Genomic DNA, 15,500 nt, shown 5'->3' with positions numbered 1-15,500 from the left:
GCCGAGCGAGGGAGACGCCCATGACGAAGGCCGCGTTCACACCCGCCACCGAACTCGACGCCGTCCGCGAGCTCACCGTCGGCGACCTGCTCCGCGAAGCCGCCGACCGAGCCCCGGACGCACCCGCCCTCGTCGAAGGCCTGCCCGACCCCACGGCGCGCCGCCGCTGGACCTACGGCGAGCTCCTCGGCGAAGCCGAAGACGCCGCCCGCGCCCTGCTCGGCCGCTTCGAACCCGGCGAACGCGTGGCCGCCTGGGCCAACAACATCCCCGAATGGGTCCTACTCGAGATGGCCACCGCCCTCGCCGGCCTGACGCTCGTCACCGTCAACCCCGCCCTGCGCGAAGCCGAACTCCGCCACGTCCTCGGCCAGTCCGGCGCCTCCGGCGTGTTCCTCGTCGGCGAATACCGCGGCACCCCCATGGCCGCCATCCTCGACCACGTCCGCCACGACCTGCCCGACCTGCGCGAAACCATCCGGTTCGAAGACTGGCGCGCCTTCCGCGCCTCCGGGCTGCCCACCCAGGCCCTGCCCACCGTCGAACCCGGCGACCCCGCCCAGATCCAGTACACCTCCGGCACCACCGGCACCCCCAAAGGCGCCGTGCTCCACCACCGGGGCATCACCAACAACGCCCTGCTCTCCTACGCCCGCACGCTGGACATGCGACCCGGCGAGAACTTCGTCAACCCCATGCCCCTGTTCCACACCGCCGGCTGCGTGCTCGCCACCCTCGCCCCGATCGCCACCCTCGGCACCCAGGTCCTGATGCCCTGGTTCGACCCGGCGCTGCAGCTCGCCCTCCTCGAACAGGAGAGGGGAGTGGTCTTCGGCGGCGTGCCCACCATGCTGCTCGCCCTGCTCGGCCACCCCGACTTCCCCAAAACCGACCTCAGCTCCGTCCGCTACGCCCTCAGCGGCGGCGCCACCGTGCCACCCGCCCTCGTCCGCCGCATCGAGGCCACCCTCGGCGTCCCGATGTCCATCATCTACGCCCAGACCGAAGCCTCACCCGGCATCACCATGACCACCCCCGACGACAGCGCCGACGACCGCGCCGAAACCCTCGGCCGCGCCCTGCCCGCCTGCGCCGTGAAGATCGTCGACCCCCTCACCGGCGAAACCGCCGCCACGGGGGAGACCGGCGAGCTCTGCACCCGCGGCTACCACGTGATGACCGGCTACCACGCCATGCCCGAGCAGACCGCCGCCGCCATCAACCCCGAAGGCTGGCTCCACACCGGCGACCTCGCCCGTATGGACGACCGCGGCTACGTCACCATCGAAGGCCGCGTGAAAGAGATGATCATCCGCGGGGGAGAGAACATCTACCCCCGCGAGATCGAACACGTCCTGCTCGACCACCCCGCCGTCGCCGACGTCGCCGTGGTCGGCATTCCCGACCCGGAGTGGGGCGAACAAGTCGGCGCCTTCGTGCTCCTGCGGCCCGGCGCGGACGCCGGCGAGGAAGAACTGTTCGCCCACGTCCGCAAACACCTCGCACCGCACAAGACACCCAAGGTGTGGCAGTTCGTCACCGAGTTTCCGCTCACGGGCTCCGGCAAGATCCGCAAACACCTGCTCCGCGATCAGTACATGGCCACCCACTGATCCCTCAGCCCGCATCACCCGCGCCCAGCCCGTCCAGCGCGCGGTACGTCCGGTTGCTCGCCGCCGCGGCCCGCTGCTCCCGGCCCGTCGCCTCGATGTAGTTCTGGCTCGTGGCCAGGCTCGCGTGCCCCAGCAACGCCATGATCTCCGACGCCGTCGCCCCGTCCTCCGCCAAGCGCGTCGCGAACGTATGCCGCAACGCGTGCAGGTTCGCGCCCGCCGGCACCCGGTCGTGCAACCCGGCCCACCGATAACACGACTTCACCAGGTACTCCAGCGCCCCACGCCCGATCGGCTCGCCCGCCCGATCGCCAGCAACGGCTCCGCCGCCGGAAACCGCAACTGGGGAAACCGCCGCCGGCACGACTTCCCGTAGTCCTCGATCAGCTTCGCCAGCACCGGCTGCACCGGGATCGACCGATCCCGGCTGCCCTTGCCCGAGACGTGCAACCGCAGCTCACCGTCCCGGCCCACCACCGAACGCGGCGTCAGCGCCCGCATCTCCGCCGCGCGCAACCCCGCCACCAGCCCGAGCGCCAGCACCAGCACGTCGCGCTCCGGCCACGGATCCCGCGCGCGCCGCGCACCGTCGGCCGCCGCGGCGAGCAACCGCTCCGGGGTTTCCTCACCCCGCAACGGTTTCGGCACCAGCGGGGGAGTCTTCGGCCGGGCGACTGCACCCATCGGGTTGCCCGCCAGCAGCCCGTCGGACACGCAGAACGTGAGGAACTGGTTCCACGTCGACCACGCCCGCAGCACCGAGCTCTTCGCGTGCCCGTCGGCGAACGCGCCGAACGCCGTCCTCAGCGCCGGCGCCGTCAAGTACTCGACATCCAGCTCCTCGGGCGCGAGGCCCAGCTCCTGGAGCAGGAGAGTGGTGATCCCGGCCAGATCACGACGGTAGGCGGCAGTGGTGTGCGGCGAGTCCTTGCGCGGCCGCCGTGCCGCGAAGAACGCTTGCTGTGCCTCGGAAACCAGCATCTGGATCTTGTACAGCACAGCACCGACAGTTCTGTCGTCCGGATGCTCGTCCGGTATGCTGCATAATGGCGATTATGCATGAAACATGAGCGTGGCGGGGCTGAATCCCCTTGGGGGACAACGGTTCTCTCAGTCTCGCGTCCTCGGCTCGTATGGCCGGTTTGGTGAGTCTTCGACTGCGTGGTGCGGTGTTGTCGAGGGATCGTTCATCTGTTCGAGTGGTTGTCTGAGGTCGTTCCAGGGGCCCGTGCTGAGAGCCGATCGACTGTCGATGCTTCGGTACGCGTGTTGGTTGCGTACTTTCAATGTCCCGCCAGTCGCGTTCAATTCGTCACGGTGACGAATTGAACGGGTGTTCCGGTGTCGTGTTGGCGCCTGAACTCGGGGATCTCCGCCGAAGTCTCCGGACGGCCTCCAGGCGGTTTGCTCAGAACCCGTCCCGTGGTGGACGTTCGGTCGGGTGCGGATCGCGGCGCTCCGGCAGGCTTCCCGGGATGCGCTCTCGTTCGCGGTGTCAAACCGCTGGAGTCAGCCTCCTGAAGCCCCTCTCCGGGCTTCCTTCAGCAGGTCGGCCAAGTGCCGATAATGTACATTATGTCAACTTGGTCGGCGGAGCCTTCTCCTCCGGACCTGAGACCGGTGCGGCCGCGCCGGACGCGCGGCGAGGTCGGGTCCGTGACCGACCCGCCCAGTAGACCCATCCGAAGATCATCAAGAGATCGATGGCCGCGATGACGATGCCGACACCGAAGTCGATCTCGTCGGGTCGGTGCCGCGTGTACTTGCTCGGCGGCGTGAACTGCGCGGCGGTCCACCGGTCGGTGTAGCCGGTCGCGGTCGCCTGCACTTGCACGCCACGCGTCTGGAGGACGAATCCGTCGACCGCGGTGAGCCCGCCATGAAGATCATCACGACGTGGATGCCGGCGATGAAAATGCTCAGCAGGACGAACACCCCGGATCGCGCCAGGATCGCCGGGATCACGAGGATCAGGGCGGCACTGATCCAGATCAGCAGAGTGCCCCCGCTGCCGTGGAACACGACCAGCGTGAGCGGCTCCGGCTGGGTCTCCCCTGGCTTACTGCTTCGCGAGCATATCCACGTAGTGCGGGTTGGACATGATGCCGAGAACGTTGCCGAACGGGTCGACGACCGAGGCGGTGACGAACCCGTGGCCGCGCTCGCGCAGGCCGTCGTGTTCGGTGGCGCCCAGGGTGATGAGGCGGTCGAGTGCGGCGGGCAGGTCGTCGACGTGCCAGTACAGGATCGCGCCGGCGGGACCGTCGGGCGCCGGGGGCAGGTACTGGCGGTCGATGATGCCGAGTTCGGCTTCGCGGTCGCCGAGGCGGTATTCGATGTAGCCGGGTCGGGCGAAGTACGGCTCGATGCCGAGCACGGCCGTGTACCAGGCCTGGGCGGCGGAGAGATCGTCGGCGGAGAAGTTCAGGGTGGCCATTCCACGCAACATGGTGTGGTCCTTTCATCCGGATCCCCAGCCAAGCACGCCCCACTCCCCTTGGGTCGCCGACTTTTTTGGTGTGCGCCGGCCTGGTTGACTGAAGTAATGAATCAATGCTTCACTTCTTGACGTGCCCTACCGCAGGACCCCCAAGGTGCAGGAGCGCCTCGACGCGCTGCGCGACTCGATCGTCGCCGCGGCGGTCGAGCAGCTGGCCGAGCACGGCTACGCGGGCTGTTCCGTGGCGGCCGTTGCGGAGCGGGCCGGGGTCGCCGTCGGCACGGTGTACCGCCACTTCCCCACCAAGGCCGAGCTGGTCGTGCGGGTGTTCCGCCAGGTGGTGACGCGGGAGGTCGAGGCGGTGCGGGAGGCGTCGGCGGGGCCGGGTGAGCCGGCGGAGCGGGTGGCGGCGGTGTTCGAGACCTTCGCGGCGCGCGCGTTGAAGGCGCCGCGGCTGGCGTATGCGCTGCTGGCCGAGCCGGTGGACGCGCTCATCGACGCGGAGCGCCTGGAGTTCCGGCGCGCTTTCCGGGACGTGGTGGCCGAGCACGTGGCCGCCGGGGTGCGTTCGGGTGTGTTGCCCGCGCAGGATTCCGTGCTGACCGCGGCGGCGCTGGTGGGTGCCGCGGCGGAGGTGTTGATCGGGCCGCTGCGAGGCGGTGCGGTGAGTGATGTAGTCGAGTTGCGGACGTTCGTCGTCCGGTCTTTGGGAGGTTCCGATGTCCGCCACTCATGAGGTCACCAACCAGGCGCCGCCGTTGGTCTACGACGTCGCGAAGGATCCGGCGCTGCTCGAGTCGCTGGATCGCGCGGACGCGGGCTGGGCGGCGGAGGAGGTCCATGAGCTGGGCCGGCTCGCCGGGAGCGAGCAGGCGCAGGAGTGGGGCCGGATCGTCAACGAGAACGAGCCGGTGCTGCGCACGCACGACCGGTACGGGAACCGGATCGACGAGGTGGAGTACCACCCGTACTGGCACGAGCTGATGACCGTCGCCGTGTCGCACGGGTTGCAGGGCGCGCCGTGGCGTGACGAGCGGGCCGGGGCGCACGCGGCGCGGGCGGCGAAGCTGTACGTGTGGGGTCAGGTGGAGGCCGGGCACACGTGCCCGATTTCGATGACCTATGCGGCGGTTCCGGCGTTGCGGGCCAACGCGGAGCTGGCGGCGCTGTACGAGCCGCTGCTGGCGGCGACGGAGTACGACTTCGGGCTGCGGGAGCCGAGCACCAAGCGCGGGCTGATCGCGGGCATGTCGATGACGGAGAAGCAGGGCGGCTCCGACGTGCGGGCCAACACCACGACCGCACGACCGGTCGCCGATGGTTCCTACCGGCTGGTGGGCCACAAGTGGTTCACCTCGGCGCCGATGTCGGACGTGTTCCTCACGCTGGCGCAGGCGCCCGGCGGACTGTCGTGTTTCCTGCTCCCCCGTGTGCTGCCCGACGGCAGCCGCAACCCGATCCGTCTGCAGCGGCTGAAGGACAAGCTGGGTAATCGGTCGAACGCGTCGTCGGAGATCGAGTACGAGGACGCGGTGGGCTGGCTCGTCGGCGAGGAGGGCCGAGGGGTCCGCACGATCATCGAGATGGTGAACAACACGCGGCTCGACTGCGCGCTCGGCAGTGCGTCGGGGATGCGGCTGGGTGCGGTGCGGGCGGTGCACCACGCGACGCACCGGCACGCGTTCGGCAAGGCGCTGGTGGATCAGCCGTTGATGGCGAACGTGCTGGCCGACCTCGTGGTGGAGTCCGACGCGGCGGCGACCGTGGCGATGCGGCTCGCGGCGGCGGGCGACCGGCCCGACGACGCGCAGGAGCAGGCGTTCCGGCGCCTCGGGCTGGCGGTCACGAAGTACTGGGTGTGCAAGCGGGCGCCGATGCACGCGGCAGAGGCGCTGGAGTGCTTCGGCGGCAATGGTTATGTCGAGGCGTCCGGGATGCCGCGGCTTTACCGCGAGGCGCCGCTGATGTCTATCTGGGAGGGTTCGGGCAACGTGGCGGCGCTCGACGCGTTGCGTGCGATGGGCCGTCAGCCGGAGTCGGTGGCGGCGTTCTTCGGCGAGGTCGAGCAGGCCGCCGGTGCGGATGCGCGCCTCGACGACGCCGTGGACCGGTTGAAGAAGGAACTGTCCGATCTGGACGACGTGGAGTTCCGCGCGCGGCGCGTGGTGGAGTCGATGGCGTTGGTGCTGCAGGGTTCCCTGCTCGTGCGCCATGGTGACCAGGCCGTTGCCGACGCGTTCTGCGCGTCGCGCGTCGCTGGTGACTGGGGCATCGCGTTCGGCACGCTGCCGGCGGGCACGGACAATTCGGCGATCATCGACCGCGCGCGGGTATAGGCGGCGCATTCGGCGGACACGGGGCCGGTCGGCGCGCTAGCGTGCGTGGTCATGACCGCCTCCGAAACCGACTTCGTGTCCGCCACCCGCACCGCTTACGACACCGTCGCGGCGTCCTACGCCGACTTGTCGAAGGACGACCTCGCCGCGAGTCCGTGGGATCGCGCGATGCTGGATACCTTCACCGAGCTCGTCGGCGCCGGTGCGCGCGTCGGAGATCTCGGGTGTGGTCCGGGCCGGGTCACGGGGTACCTGGCGGGGCGCGGCCTGGCCGCGTTCGGGATCGACCTGTCCCCCGGCATGGTCGAGGTCGCGCGCGAGGCGTACCCGGACCTGGAGTTCGAGGTCGGGTCGATGGCCGCGCTGCCGCTGGCCGACGCGTCGCTGGCGGGTGCGCTCGCGTGGTACTCGCTGATCCACACGCCGCCGGAGCAGCTGCCGGTGCTGGTCGCGGAGCTCGCGCGCGTGGTCGCGCCGGGCGGGCGGCTGCTGACCGCGTTTCAGGTGGGGGCCGAGCGCCGGCATCTCACCCACGGCTACGGCCACGACATCTCCCTCGACGCCTACCGCCTCGACCCGGATTTCATTGCCGGGCTGCTCACCGACGCCGGGTTCACGGTGGAGGCGCGGCTGGTCCGCGCACGGGCGCCGCACGAGAAGACGCCGCAGGCGTATCTGCTGGCGCGTAAGGAAAGCTGAGTTATTCGCGCAGCCGGGCCAGGACCGCGTCGAGGCCGCGGCGCACCGAGCCGGGCACGCCGTCGTGGCGCAACGCGGTCATCAGCTGCTGGTTGATCCCGCCCGGTGTGGTGTGTTTAGCGGTCAGTTCGGTGAGCGACGCGATGCCCAGCGACTGGCCCAGCTGCGCGAACAGGTGAGTCACGTAGGCGTCGGCGGCGCTGAAGGCGTCGAGCGTCGGCTCGTCGGGCGGGACGAGCACCCCGCCGAGGGGCTCGAACAGGTCCCGGGCGACGGGGTGGTCCGGGAACAGCGCGGTGAGGCTGTGCAGGCGCGCGGCCTGGGGCAGCGGAATGGTCCGTACGACGTGCTCGGCCGGTGCGGTCCACTCCCGCAGCGACGCCAACGGCACCCCGGCCACGGCGCTGAGCACCACGTGGTCCGGCCGGAACTCCAGCTCTGCCAGCACTTCCCGCGCCACGGAGGGCCGGACCGCGAGCACGAGCACCGAGGCCGCGTCGAGCACGTCCTGGTTGTTCGCGCAGACAGCCGCGTTCGGGAACCGCCCGGCCAGCTCGTGTGCGATCTGCCGCCCGCGCGGGGAGAGGAACACGGCGGGCGGGTCGGCCACATCCGCGCTCAGCCCTTCGACGATCGCGGCCGTGATCTCCCCTGCTCCCACAAACCCGTACGCCCGCATGCCCCGCCCTCCTAGTGTGGACCTCGACGATCGGAGGTCGCCCGTGCACGCCATGCACTACGAGATCACCCTGGCCGCCGACTACGACATGCAGATCATCCACCGCAGGGTGCGCGAGCGCGGGCCGTTGCTGGACGAGTTCCCCGGGCTGGGGCTCAAGGCGTACGGGGTGCGTGAGCGCGGCGTCGACGGCTCGCAGCTCAACCAGTACTCCCCCTTCTACCTCTGGCACGACCCAGCCGGGATGCACTCGTTCCTGTGGGAGGGCGGGTTCCGCGGGATCGTGGACGACTTCGAGCGCCCGCCCGTGCAGCACTGGACCGTGCTGGCGTTCGAGGAGGGACCGGCGTTCGGCACGACACCTCGCGCCGCGGGCAAACGCACGGAAACCCTGCCGCGCGAGGTCCTTCCGGGTGACGTGATCACGCCGGCGCTGGCCGATCTGTCGTTGCACTCGCGGCGCGACGATGTCCATTCCGCGGCGCTCGTGATCGACCCGCGCGGCTGGGAGCTGGTGCGCTACACGCTGTGGGCCGAGGACGCATCGGACGAAGACCCCGTGCGGTACCGGATCGGGCACGTGTCGATGCCGGAACTGGCGAAACTGCGCCGTGGCAGGCAGTGGTGAACTCGGTATGGTGACAGCGAGATCGCGGAGCCGAAGCCAACACTACGGAGATCGATGACTCGCTTGCACGATCGCCGGATCCTCGTGACGGGTGCCGGTTCCGGCATCGGCCGCGCCACGACGCTGCGTCTGCTGTCGGAGGGGGCGCGGGTGGTGGCCACCGACGTGTCCGCCGAGACCATCGCGGGCACCGCCGAGCTGGCCGGCGACCCGCGCCTCGAGACCTTCGTGATGGACGTCGCCGACGAGCAGTCGGTGGTGAAGGGCACCGCGGCCGCGGTCGAGCACCTCGGCGGGCTCGATGTGCTCGTCAACGCCGCCGGGATTCTGCAGGCCTCTCACACGCACGAGACGTCGCTGGAGTTCTGGAACCGGATCGTCGCGGTGAATCTCACCGGCACGTTCCTGGTCACGCGCGAGGCGTTGCCCGCGTTGATCGCCACCGGGAAGAGCGTGGTGATCAACTTCAGCTCCACGTCCGCGGCCTTCGCGCACCCCTACATGGCGGCGTACGCGGCGAGCAAGGGCGGGATCCAGGCGTTCACCCACTCGCTGGCGCTGGAGTACAGCAAGCAGGGCGTGCGCGCGGTCAGCGTCGCGCCGGGCAGCGTGAAGAGCGGCATCACCGACAACGCGGGCACCTGGATGCCGCAGGACGTCGACTGGGCGCTGTTCGGCAAGCTCCTGCCGATCCTGCCGACGGATCTCGCGACGCCGGTCGGCAACCCGGTCGGTCGCCCGGAGTCGGTCGCCGGTGTCGTGGCGATGCTGGCCTCCGACGACGGCGAGTTCATCACCGGCACCGAGATCCGCATCGACGGCGGCACACACGCCTAGCGCGGCACCGGGCTGAACTCGGCCAGATCCGGCAGAGGCGGCACCACCCGCGTGTACGCGTCGGCGACGAGGATGCCGTCGGCGGGGCGGGTGGTGCGCTGCCCGAGCTCGTCGAGGACCTCGCGTTCGGTGCGGCCGCGGGCGAGCAGCAGCACGAACGGGTCGGCGTCGAGCAGCCACGACACCTGGAACGACAGCGCGGCCGCGTGCCGGCACGGCAGCTCGAAGCCGGGGCAGTCGCAGTCCGGGTCGAGGTCGCCGATCCCCGGCAGCAGTGGCACGTCGTCGGCCAGCTCCGGTGGCAGGTGCCGGTCGAGCAGCGCGGCGAGGTTCCCGGCTCGGTCGGCTGCGCGGCCGAGCAGGAGGTCCCAGTCCGCTGTGGACAGTTGGGCCAGGTGCACGCTCGTGCGGAACGGACCGCCGTCGGTGTCGTCCACGGTCGCGGCGATCCGGCCGGGGCTCACGGTGATCGGCCCGACCAGTCCCGCCACGGCGTAACCACGGCCGCGCCGCAGCTGCCGCAGATCCAGGGCCGTGTCCTCCATGGCCTGTAGCCACGCACGGCCCCACCACGTGCGCGCGAACGGACCCCGGCCCTCGCGAGCGGGGAACGCCGCGAACCCCCGGACGCGGTCGGTCATGCCGGCCTCCTCAACTGCACGAGCTCGGCGAGCTCGGCGTCCGTCAGCTCGGTGAACGCCGCTTCCCCACCGGCGAGCACAGCGTCGGCGAGCGCGCGCTTCTCGCGCAGCAGCGCGGCGATGCGGTCCTCCACGGTGCCCTCGGCGACGAGCCGGTGCACCTGCACCGGCCGCGTCTGCCCGATCCGGTACGCGCGGTCGGTCGCCTGGTCCTCGACGGCCGGGTTCCACCAGCGGTCATAGTGCACGACGTGGTCGGCGCGGGTGAGCGTCAAGCCCGTCCCAGCCGCCTTCAGCGACAGCAGGAACACCGGCACGGCACCGTCCTGGAACCGGCGGACCAGCTCCTCCCGCTGAGGAACGGGGGTGCCGCCGTGCAGGAGCTGGCTGGGGATTTTACGACCCGCGAGGTGGCGTTGCAGCAGCCGCGCCATCACCACGTACTGGGTGAACACGAGCACCGCGCCGTCTTCGGCGAGGATCGTGTCGAGCAGCTCGTCCAGCAGTTCCAGCTTGCCGGACCGGCCGGACAGGGGCGCCTCGTCGCCTTCGGCCAGGTAGTGGGCCGGGTGGTTGCAGATCTGCTTGAGCGCGGTGAGCAGCTTGACGATGCGGCCGCGGCGCGCCATCCCGTCGCTCGCCCCCACCTCGGCCAGCAGCTCCTGCACGGCCGCCTCGTACAGCGCGGCCTGTTCCGACGTCAGCGCCACGGGCCGGTCGGTCTCGGTCTTCGCGGGCAGCTCGGGCGCGATCCCCGGATCGGATTTGCGCCGCCGCAGCAGGAACGGCCGCAGCAGCCGGGAAAGCCGCTCGGCCCCTGCCGCATCGCTGCCCGACTCGACGGGTTTCGCCCAGCGGGCGCGGAATTCGGTGAGCGTGCCGAGCAGGCCCGGCGTGGTCCAGTCCAGGATCGCCCACAGCTCGGACAGCGTGTTCTCCACCGGCGTGCCCGTCAGCGCCACCCGCGCGGACGATCGCAGCGTGCGCAGCGCTTTCGCCGTGCCTGAGCGGTGGTTCTTCACGTGCTGGGCCTCGTCGGCCACCACCAGGTCCCACGCCACCGCGGCCAGCGGCGCCGGGTCCGCGCGCAGCGTGCCGTAGGTGGTGAGCACGAACCCGTGCAGGTCGTCGAGGGAGCGGGCGCCGCCGTGGAACCGCCGCACGGCCACGCCCGGGGCGAAGCGGTGGATCTCGGCCTCCCACGTGCCCAGCAACGACGCCGGGCATACCACCAGTGTCGGGCCGGCGTCGCGATGCAGGTGCAAGGCGATGAGGGTAAGTGTCTTGCCCAGGCCCATGTCGTCGGCGAGGCAGCCGCCCAGGCCGAGTGAGGTGACGGTGTCGAGCCAGTGCAGGCCGCGCAGCTGGTAGTCGCGCAGGGTCGCCGTCAGTCCCGGCGGCTGCGGCGCCGGGCCGGGCAGCTCGGCGAGCCGGGACCGCACTGTGGCGAGCCAGCCGTCGGTGACGAGCTCGACCTCGGTACCGTCCGCTTCGGTTGTCCCGGCCAGCACGGCGGCCAGCGCGTCGACGGGTGTGAGGGGCTTCAGCGCCCGCTCCCGCGCGCGGCTCGCGGACGCCGGGTCGAGCAGTACCCACCGCTCGCGCAGCCGCACGACGGGCCGGTGGGCCTGCGCGAGCACGTCCAGCTCGGCCGCCGACAGCTGCGCGCCGCCGAGGGCGAGCTGCCAGTCGAGCTCCAGCGCGCGGCCGCCGCCGAAGAACGCCGGCACGTCGTCCGGCGCGGCACCCGGGCGGACGACCGCGCGGGCCGTGAGCCCCGCCAGCTCCGCGGGCCAGTGGACGGCGACGCCGAGCTCGGCCAGCCGGCCGGCGGCGTCACCGAGCAGCTCGCGGATGTCTTCGTCGAGCAGCGCCACCTCGGCGGGCACGGGCGCGGCCAGCAGCGGGCCGAGCGGCGGCCACACCTCGGCGCAGCGCCGCAGCACGAGCAGCACCTCGTGCCGGGCCGCCTCGGCACCCGTCCGCCACAGTTCCTCTGCGTCCACCAGTGTGTCGCCGTGGACCTGCACCACGGCGCGGAACCGGCTGCCGTCGAGGTCGTCCGATTCGAGCCGCAGCGACACCCGCGTGGCGGCGGTGAGGCCGGCGACGTCACGCAGGAACCGCAGCAGCACAGGGAACGGCTCGGGCAGCCGGGCCGGGTCGCCGGGCAGCGGGGTGGCGTGGGCGTGCGGGGGCATCGCGGCGGCGAGCCGGCGCAGCCACTGTTCTTCCTCCGGTGCCAGCGGTCCCGTCCACCCGGCCTCGGCCAAGCGCGTGCCCGCCTGCGCGGCGACCGACCAGAACTCGGCCGACGCGTCGCCGGAGACCTCCCGCAGCAGCGCGACGGCGTCGGCAATCGGCACCCGCCGCGCCGGAACCGTGCGCAGGCCGCCGCGCAGGACGACGTCGACCGTTCCTGGCTCGCCCGGTCCCACGGGTGTGGTGCCGTCGGGGTGCCAGAACACGACGAAACCCGGCTCGACCACCACGGCCTCCCCCGGCGATGCGCTCCCCACGACTCCCCTTCCCGTCGGTCTCGTACGCCGTCCGCCGACATTACCAGAACTCTGTACAACGTACGATAAAATGCAGGGCAGAATGACGCGGATGAGCACGGAGTACACCGGTGGCGGCGACCCGCGGCGCACGATCGAGCTGCTCTGGGGCGTCCCCGGACCGCCTCGGCGCGGGCCGAAACCCAAGCTCACCGTGGCCGACGTCGTCGCCACCGCGACGCGGCTGGCCGACGCCGACGGGCTCGAGGCCGTGACGATGCGCCGCGTCGCCGACGAGCTCGGCGTCGCCCCGATGTCGCTCTACACCTACGTGCCAGGGCACGCCGAGCTGATCGACCTGATGCTCGACGACGCCCACGGCGAGCTCACCGCCGAACTGCCGTCGACCGGCTGGCGCGACGCCCTCACGGCCGTGGCCGAGGACCTGTGGCGCCTCTACCACCGCCATCCGTGGCTGCTGCAGATCACCACCGCCCGCCCGCCGCTCGGGCCCAACACCTTCGCCAAGTACGAACGCGAACTCAGCGCGCTCGACGGCCTCGACCTCGACGAGCTGGAGCTCGACGCCGTCGTCAGCCTCGTCATCGGGCTCGTGCAGGGCACCGCGCGCGGCTCCATCGACGCCGTGCGGCTCGCGCGCCGCAGCGGCCTGACCGACGCCGAGTGGTGGGAACGCAGCGCGCCCGTCCTCGCCGAAATCCCCGACGCCGATGCCACGAACTTCCCACGCGCGAGCCGCGTCGGCACCGCGGCCGGCCAGGCGAACAACGCCGCGTCCAACCCCGAGCATCACTTCCGCTTCGGCCTCGCCCGCATCCTCGACGGGGTGACGCTGCTCGTCGAGCGCCGCTGAAGGCCTGGAGACTGTCGGTCCCCCGGCTTAGGTTCGCATCCGGGTGTCGGTTTCGCCCCGGTCCGCTCGTCGAGCGGGTATGAGCGAGCCGGTACCGGAGGGAGCACGGGTGGACGAGCACGGGCGAGACGCCGCGGTGGAGGCCGCCGTCGCGCGGGCGTTCCGGGAAGAGTGGTCGCTGGTCGTGGCCACCCTCATCCGGGTCACCGGCGACTGGGACCTCGCCGAGGAGTGCGCCCAGGACGCCTTCACCCTCGCCGTGCGCACCTGGCCGCGCGACGGCATCCCGGCCAAACCCGGGGCCTGGCTCACCACCGCCGCCCGCAACCGAGCCGTCGACCGGATCCGCCGCGACGCCGTCGGCGCGGGCAAGCTCCGGGAGGCCGCGCGCATGATCGTCCCCGACGAACCACCGACCGACGACGGCACCGTGCCCGACGACCGCCTCCGCCTCATCTTCACCTGCTGCCACCCGGCGCTCGCCGTCGAAGCGCAGGTCGCGCTCGCGCTGCGCACCCTCGCCGGGCTCAGCACGGCCGAGATCGCCCGCGCGTTCCTCGTCCCGGAGGCCACGATGTCGCAGCGGCTCGTGCGGGTGAAACGCAAGATCCGCAGCGCGGGCATCCCCTACCGCGTACCGCCCGCGCACCTGCTGCCCGAACGCACCGCGGCCGTGCTCGGCGTGCTGTACCTGCTGTTCAACGAGGGCTACACCGCCAGCGCCGGACCCGACCTGCAACGCCCCGACCTCGCCGCCGAAGCGATCCGCCTCGCCCGCGTGCTCGCGCACCTGATGCCCGACGAACCCGAGGCCACCGGCCTGCTCGCACTCCTGCTGCTGCAGCACGCCCGCCGCGCCACCCGCGTCGCCGACGGCGGAGAGCTCGTACCGCTGGAGGAACAGGACCGCGGCCGCTGGGACGCCGCCGCGATCACCGAGGGCACCACCCTGCTGGAAGGCGCGCTGCGTCGCCGCAGCCCCGGGCCGTACCAGGTGCAGGCCGCGATCGCCGCGTGTCACGCCACGGCCGCGCGCGCCGCCGACACCGACTGGGCCCAGATCGCCGGCCTCTACCGCGAGCTGCGCCGCCACCTGCCCACCCCCGTCGTGGAGCTGAACCACGCGGTCGCCGCGGGGATGGCGTTCGGGCCCGGAACCGGGCTCGCGCTCGCCGACGAGCTCACCGCCCGCGGCACGCTGGCCGGCTACCACCTGCTACCCGCCACCCGCGCCGACTTCCTCCGCCGTCTCGGCCGCACCGCCGAAGCCCACGCCGCGTACACCGACGCGTTCGACCTCGCCCGCACCGACGCCGAGCGCAGCTACCTGCGACGCAGGCTCGCCGAAACATCTCCCGGGAATTCCGGAGCCGCAGTGTCGGTCCCGGCGCCCCCCGTTCGTCGGAGAGACGAACCGACCCGTGAACCGGAAGGACCGCGATGATCACCAAGACCCTGCGAGTACCCGGCGCCGAGCTGACCTACGACGTCGACGGGAACGGCCCCGTGCTGCTGCTCGTGCCCGGCGGCCCCGCCGACGCCACGGCGTTCACCGGCCTGCGCCCGCACCTGACCGACCACTACACCGTGGTCACCTTCGACCCGCGCGGCATCTCGCGCAGCCCGATCGCCGGCGAACCCGGCAGCGACCTCGTCGGTGAGCACGCCGACGACGTGCACCGCCTGCTCACCGAGCTCGGCGGCGGGCCCGCCCACGTGTTCGCCAACAGCGGCGGCGCCATCACGATGCTGGAGCACACCCAGCGCCACCCGGCCGAGGTGGCGACCTTGGTCGCGCACGAGCCGCCGGTCAGCCGCTACCTCGGCGAGATGCTCGCCGACTTCCCCGACATCCCGGCGATCTACCGCGAGCAGGGCGTCGAGGCCGCGCTCGGCGCGTTCATGGCGGCGTCCGGGTTCGACGTGCCGCCGCCACCGGCGAACCCGACGGCCGAGGAAATCGAGCAGGGCAAACGGATGCAGGGCAATTTCGCCTTCTTCTTCGGCCACCTCATGGCCGCGGTCGGCGCCTGGGAACCCGACCTCGACGCCCTGCGCGCCACCGACACCCGCCTCGTTGTCGCCGTCGGCAAGGCCGCGGCAGGCACCCCCGCCCACACCGCCGGGCTCGAACTGGCCCGCGCACTCGGGCGGGAGGCCGTGGAATTCCCCGGCGACCACGGCGGATTCGCCGGCGAGCCCGGCCCCTTCGCCGCCCGCCTGACCGAAGTCCTCACCCACGCCTAGGAGGCAGC

General features: G+C 71.8%; 14 protein-coding genes and 1 pseudogene. 9 read left to right on the top strand and 6 right to left on the bottom strand.

Features of this window, described 5'->3' with window-relative positions; translation table 11 throughout:
• The first annotated feature begins 20 nt into the window (after positions 1 to 20).
• Entirely contained in the window at positions 21 to 1,613 is a 1,593-nt protein-coding gene (locus AB0383_RS39095; protein WP_366189971.1) for an AMP-binding protein, read from the top strand.
• Between the two features lie 4 nt (positions 1,614 to 1,617).
• Here AB0383_RS39095 and AB0383_RS39090 read toward each other — a convergent pair.
• From AB0383_RS39090 to AB0383_RS39080, 3 genes and pseudogenes are all read right to left on the bottom strand, one after another.
• A pseudogene (locus AB0383_RS39090) lies at positions 1,618 to 2,612 on the bottom strand (tyrosine-type recombinase/integrase).
• Between the two features lie 574 nt (positions 2,613 to 3,186).
• Entirely contained in the window at positions 3,187 to 3,447 is a 261-nt protein-coding gene (locus AB0383_RS39085) for a hypothetical protein (RefSeq protein WP_366189970.1), read from the bottom strand.
• A gap of 225 nt (positions 3,448 to 3,672) precedes the next feature.
• Positions 3,673 to 4,050, bottom strand: coding sequence for a VOC family protein (locus AB0383_RS39080; RefSeq protein ID WP_366189969.1), 378 nt, complete (start codon positions 4,048 to 4,050; stop codon positions 3,673 to 3,675).
• 133 nt (positions 4,051 to 4,183) lie between these two features.
• Here AB0383_RS39080 and AB0383_RS39075 point away from each other — a divergent pair, with 133 nt between their 5' ends.
• The 3 genes from AB0383_RS39075 to AB0383_RS39065 are packed head-to-tail and all read left to right on the top strand — an operon-like array spanning position 4,184 to position 7,088.
• Entirely contained in the window at positions 4,184 to 4,789 is a 606-nt protein-coding gene (locus tag AB0383_RS39075; protein ID WP_366189968.1) for a TetR/AcrR family transcriptional regulator, read from the top strand.
• Positions 4,773 to 6,389 carry an acyl-CoA dehydrogenase family protein gene (locus AB0383_RS39070; protein WP_366189967.1) on the top strand — a complete coding sequence of 539 codons (1,617 nt, stop codon included), beginning with the start codon at positions 4,773 to 4,775 and terminating at the stop codon, positions 6,387 to 6,389. Before AB0383_RS39075 ends, AB0383_RS39070 begins: the two co-directional genes overlap by 17 nt.
• Positions 6,390 to 6,440: 51 nt before the next feature.
• Entirely contained in the window at positions 6,441 to 7,088 is a 648-nt protein-coding gene (locus tag AB0383_RS39065; RefSeq protein ID WP_366189966.1) for a class I SAM-dependent methyltransferase, read from the top strand.
• A gap of 1 nt (position 7,089) precedes the next feature.
• On the opposite strand, the gene AB0383_RS39060 is transcribed toward AB0383_RS39065, so the two are convergent.
• Entirely contained in the window at positions 7,090 to 7,767 is a 678-nt protein-coding gene (locus AB0383_RS39060) for an NAD(P)-binding domain-containing protein (protein ID WP_366189965.1), read from the bottom strand.
• Between the two features lie 52 nt (positions 7,768 to 7,819).
• Between AB0383_RS39060 and AB0383_RS39055 the strand changes: the two genes are divergently transcribed.
• The gene (locus AB0383_RS39055) at positions 7,820 to 8,395 is read left to right on the top strand and encodes a DUF4865 family protein (protein WP_366190011.1); all 576 of its coding nucleotides are present in this window, start codon (positions 7,820 to 7,822) and stop codon (positions 8,393 to 8,395) included.
• A gap of 54 nt (positions 8,396 to 8,449) precedes the next feature.
• Entirely contained in the window at positions 8,450 to 9,232 is a 783-nt protein-coding gene (locus tag AB0383_RS39050) for an SDR family oxidoreductase (protein ID WP_220240729.1), read from the top strand.
• Here the strand turns inward: AB0383_RS39050 and AB0383_RS39045 are convergent.
• Together AB0383_RS39045 and AB0383_RS39040 are read right to left on the bottom strand one after the other, a co-directional pair.
• Positions 9,229 to 9,873, bottom strand: a complete 645-nt coding sequence (locus tag AB0383_RS39045) for an SWIM zinc finger family protein (protein ID WP_366189964.1) — start codon at positions 9,871 to 9,873, stop codon at positions 9,229 to 9,231. The genes AB0383_RS39050 and AB0383_RS39045 overlap by 4 nt on opposite strands.
• Positions 9,870 to 12,392: a DEAD/DEAH box helicase gene (locus AB0383_RS39040; RefSeq protein WP_366189963.1), complete on the bottom strand. Its 2,523-nt coding sequence runs from the start codon at positions 12,390 to 12,392 to the stop codon at positions 9,870 to 9,872. The genes AB0383_RS39045 and AB0383_RS39040 overlap by 4 nt, the downstream gene beginning before the upstream one ends.
• An 82-nt stretch (positions 12,393 to 12,474) precedes the next feature.
• Here AB0383_RS39040 and AB0383_RS39035 point away from each other — a divergent pair, with 82 nt between their 5' ends.
• The 3 genes from AB0383_RS39035 to AB0383_RS39025 all read left to right on the top strand — a co-directional run bounded on the left by AB0383_RS39035 (position 12,475) and on the right by AB0383_RS39025 (position 15,492).
• On the top strand, positions 12,475 to 13,245 hold the full coding sequence (locus AB0383_RS39035; protein WP_366189962.1) for a TetR/AcrR family transcriptional regulator: 771 nt from the start codon (positions 12,475 to 12,477) through the stop codon (positions 13,243 to 13,245).
• A gap of 109 nt (positions 13,246 to 13,354) precedes the next feature.
• The gene (locus AB0383_RS39030; protein WP_366189961.1) at positions 13,355 to 14,689 is read left to right on the top strand and encodes an RNA polymerase sigma factor; all 1,335 of its coding nucleotides are present in this window, start codon (positions 13,355 to 13,357) and stop codon (positions 14,687 to 14,689) included.
• Positions 14,686 to 15,492 (top strand): alpha/beta hydrolase, encoded by an 807-nt coding sequence (locus tag AB0383_RS39025; RefSeq protein WP_364180156.1) that lies wholly within the window; start codon positions 14,686 to 14,688, stop codon positions 15,490 to 15,492. Before AB0383_RS39030 ends, AB0383_RS39025 begins: the two co-directional genes overlap by 4 nt.
• The last annotated feature ends 8 nt before the right edge of the window (positions 15,493 to 15,500 follow it).

Origin of the sequence: Amycolatopsis sp. NPDC051373, assembly GCF_040689465.1 — a bacterium.
Taxonomy (GTDB): Bacteria; Actinomycetota; Actinomycetes; order Mycobacteriales; family Pseudonocardiaceae; genus Amycolatopsis.
Note: the sequence above shows the minus strand (reverse complement) of the source record. Positions and strands in the feature narration are given on the sequence as shown.

Excerpts from the sequence above, each read along its gene's own strand:
- AB0383_RS39095 (WP_366189971.1), top strand. The coding sequence starts at position 21 with ATGACGAAGGCCGCGTTCACACCCGCCACCGAACTCGACGCCGTCCGC.
- AB0383_RS39080 (WP_366189969.1), bottom strand. The coding sequence starts at position 4,050 with ATGGCCACCCTGAACTTCTCCGCCGACGATCTCTCCGCCGCCCAGGCC.
- AB0383_RS39070 (WP_366189967.1), top strand. The coding sequence starts at position 4,773 with ATGTCCGCCACTCATGAGGTCACCAACCAGGCGCCGCCGTTGGTCTAC.
- AB0383_RS39065 (WP_366189966.1), top strand. The coding sequence starts at position 6,441 with ATGACCGCCTCCGAAACCGACTTCGTGTCCGCCACCCGCACCGCTTAC.
- AB0383_RS39060 (WP_366189965.1), bottom strand. The coding sequence starts at position 7,767 with ATGCGGGCGTACGGGTTTGTGGGAGCAGGGGAGATCACGGCCGCGATC.
- AB0383_RS39055 (WP_366190011.1), top strand. The coding sequence starts at position 7,820 with ATGCACTACGAGATCACCCTGGCCGCCGACTACGACATGCAGATCATC.
- AB0383_RS39050 (WP_220240729.1), top strand. The coding sequence starts at position 8,450 with ATGACTCGCTTGCACGATCGCCGGATCCTCGTGACGGGTGCCGGTTCC.
- AB0383_RS39045 (WP_366189964.1), bottom strand. The coding sequence starts at position 9,873 with ATGACCGACCGCGTCCGGGGGTTCGCGGCGTTCCCCGCTCGCGAGGGC.
- AB0383_RS39035 (WP_366189962.1), top strand. The coding sequence starts at position 12,475 with ATGACGCGGATGAGCACGGAGTACACCGGTGGCGGCGACCCGCGGCGC.
- AB0383_RS39025 (WP_364180156.1), top strand. The coding sequence starts at position 14,686 with ATGATCACCAAGACCCTGCGAGTACCCGGCGCCGAGCTGACCTACGAC.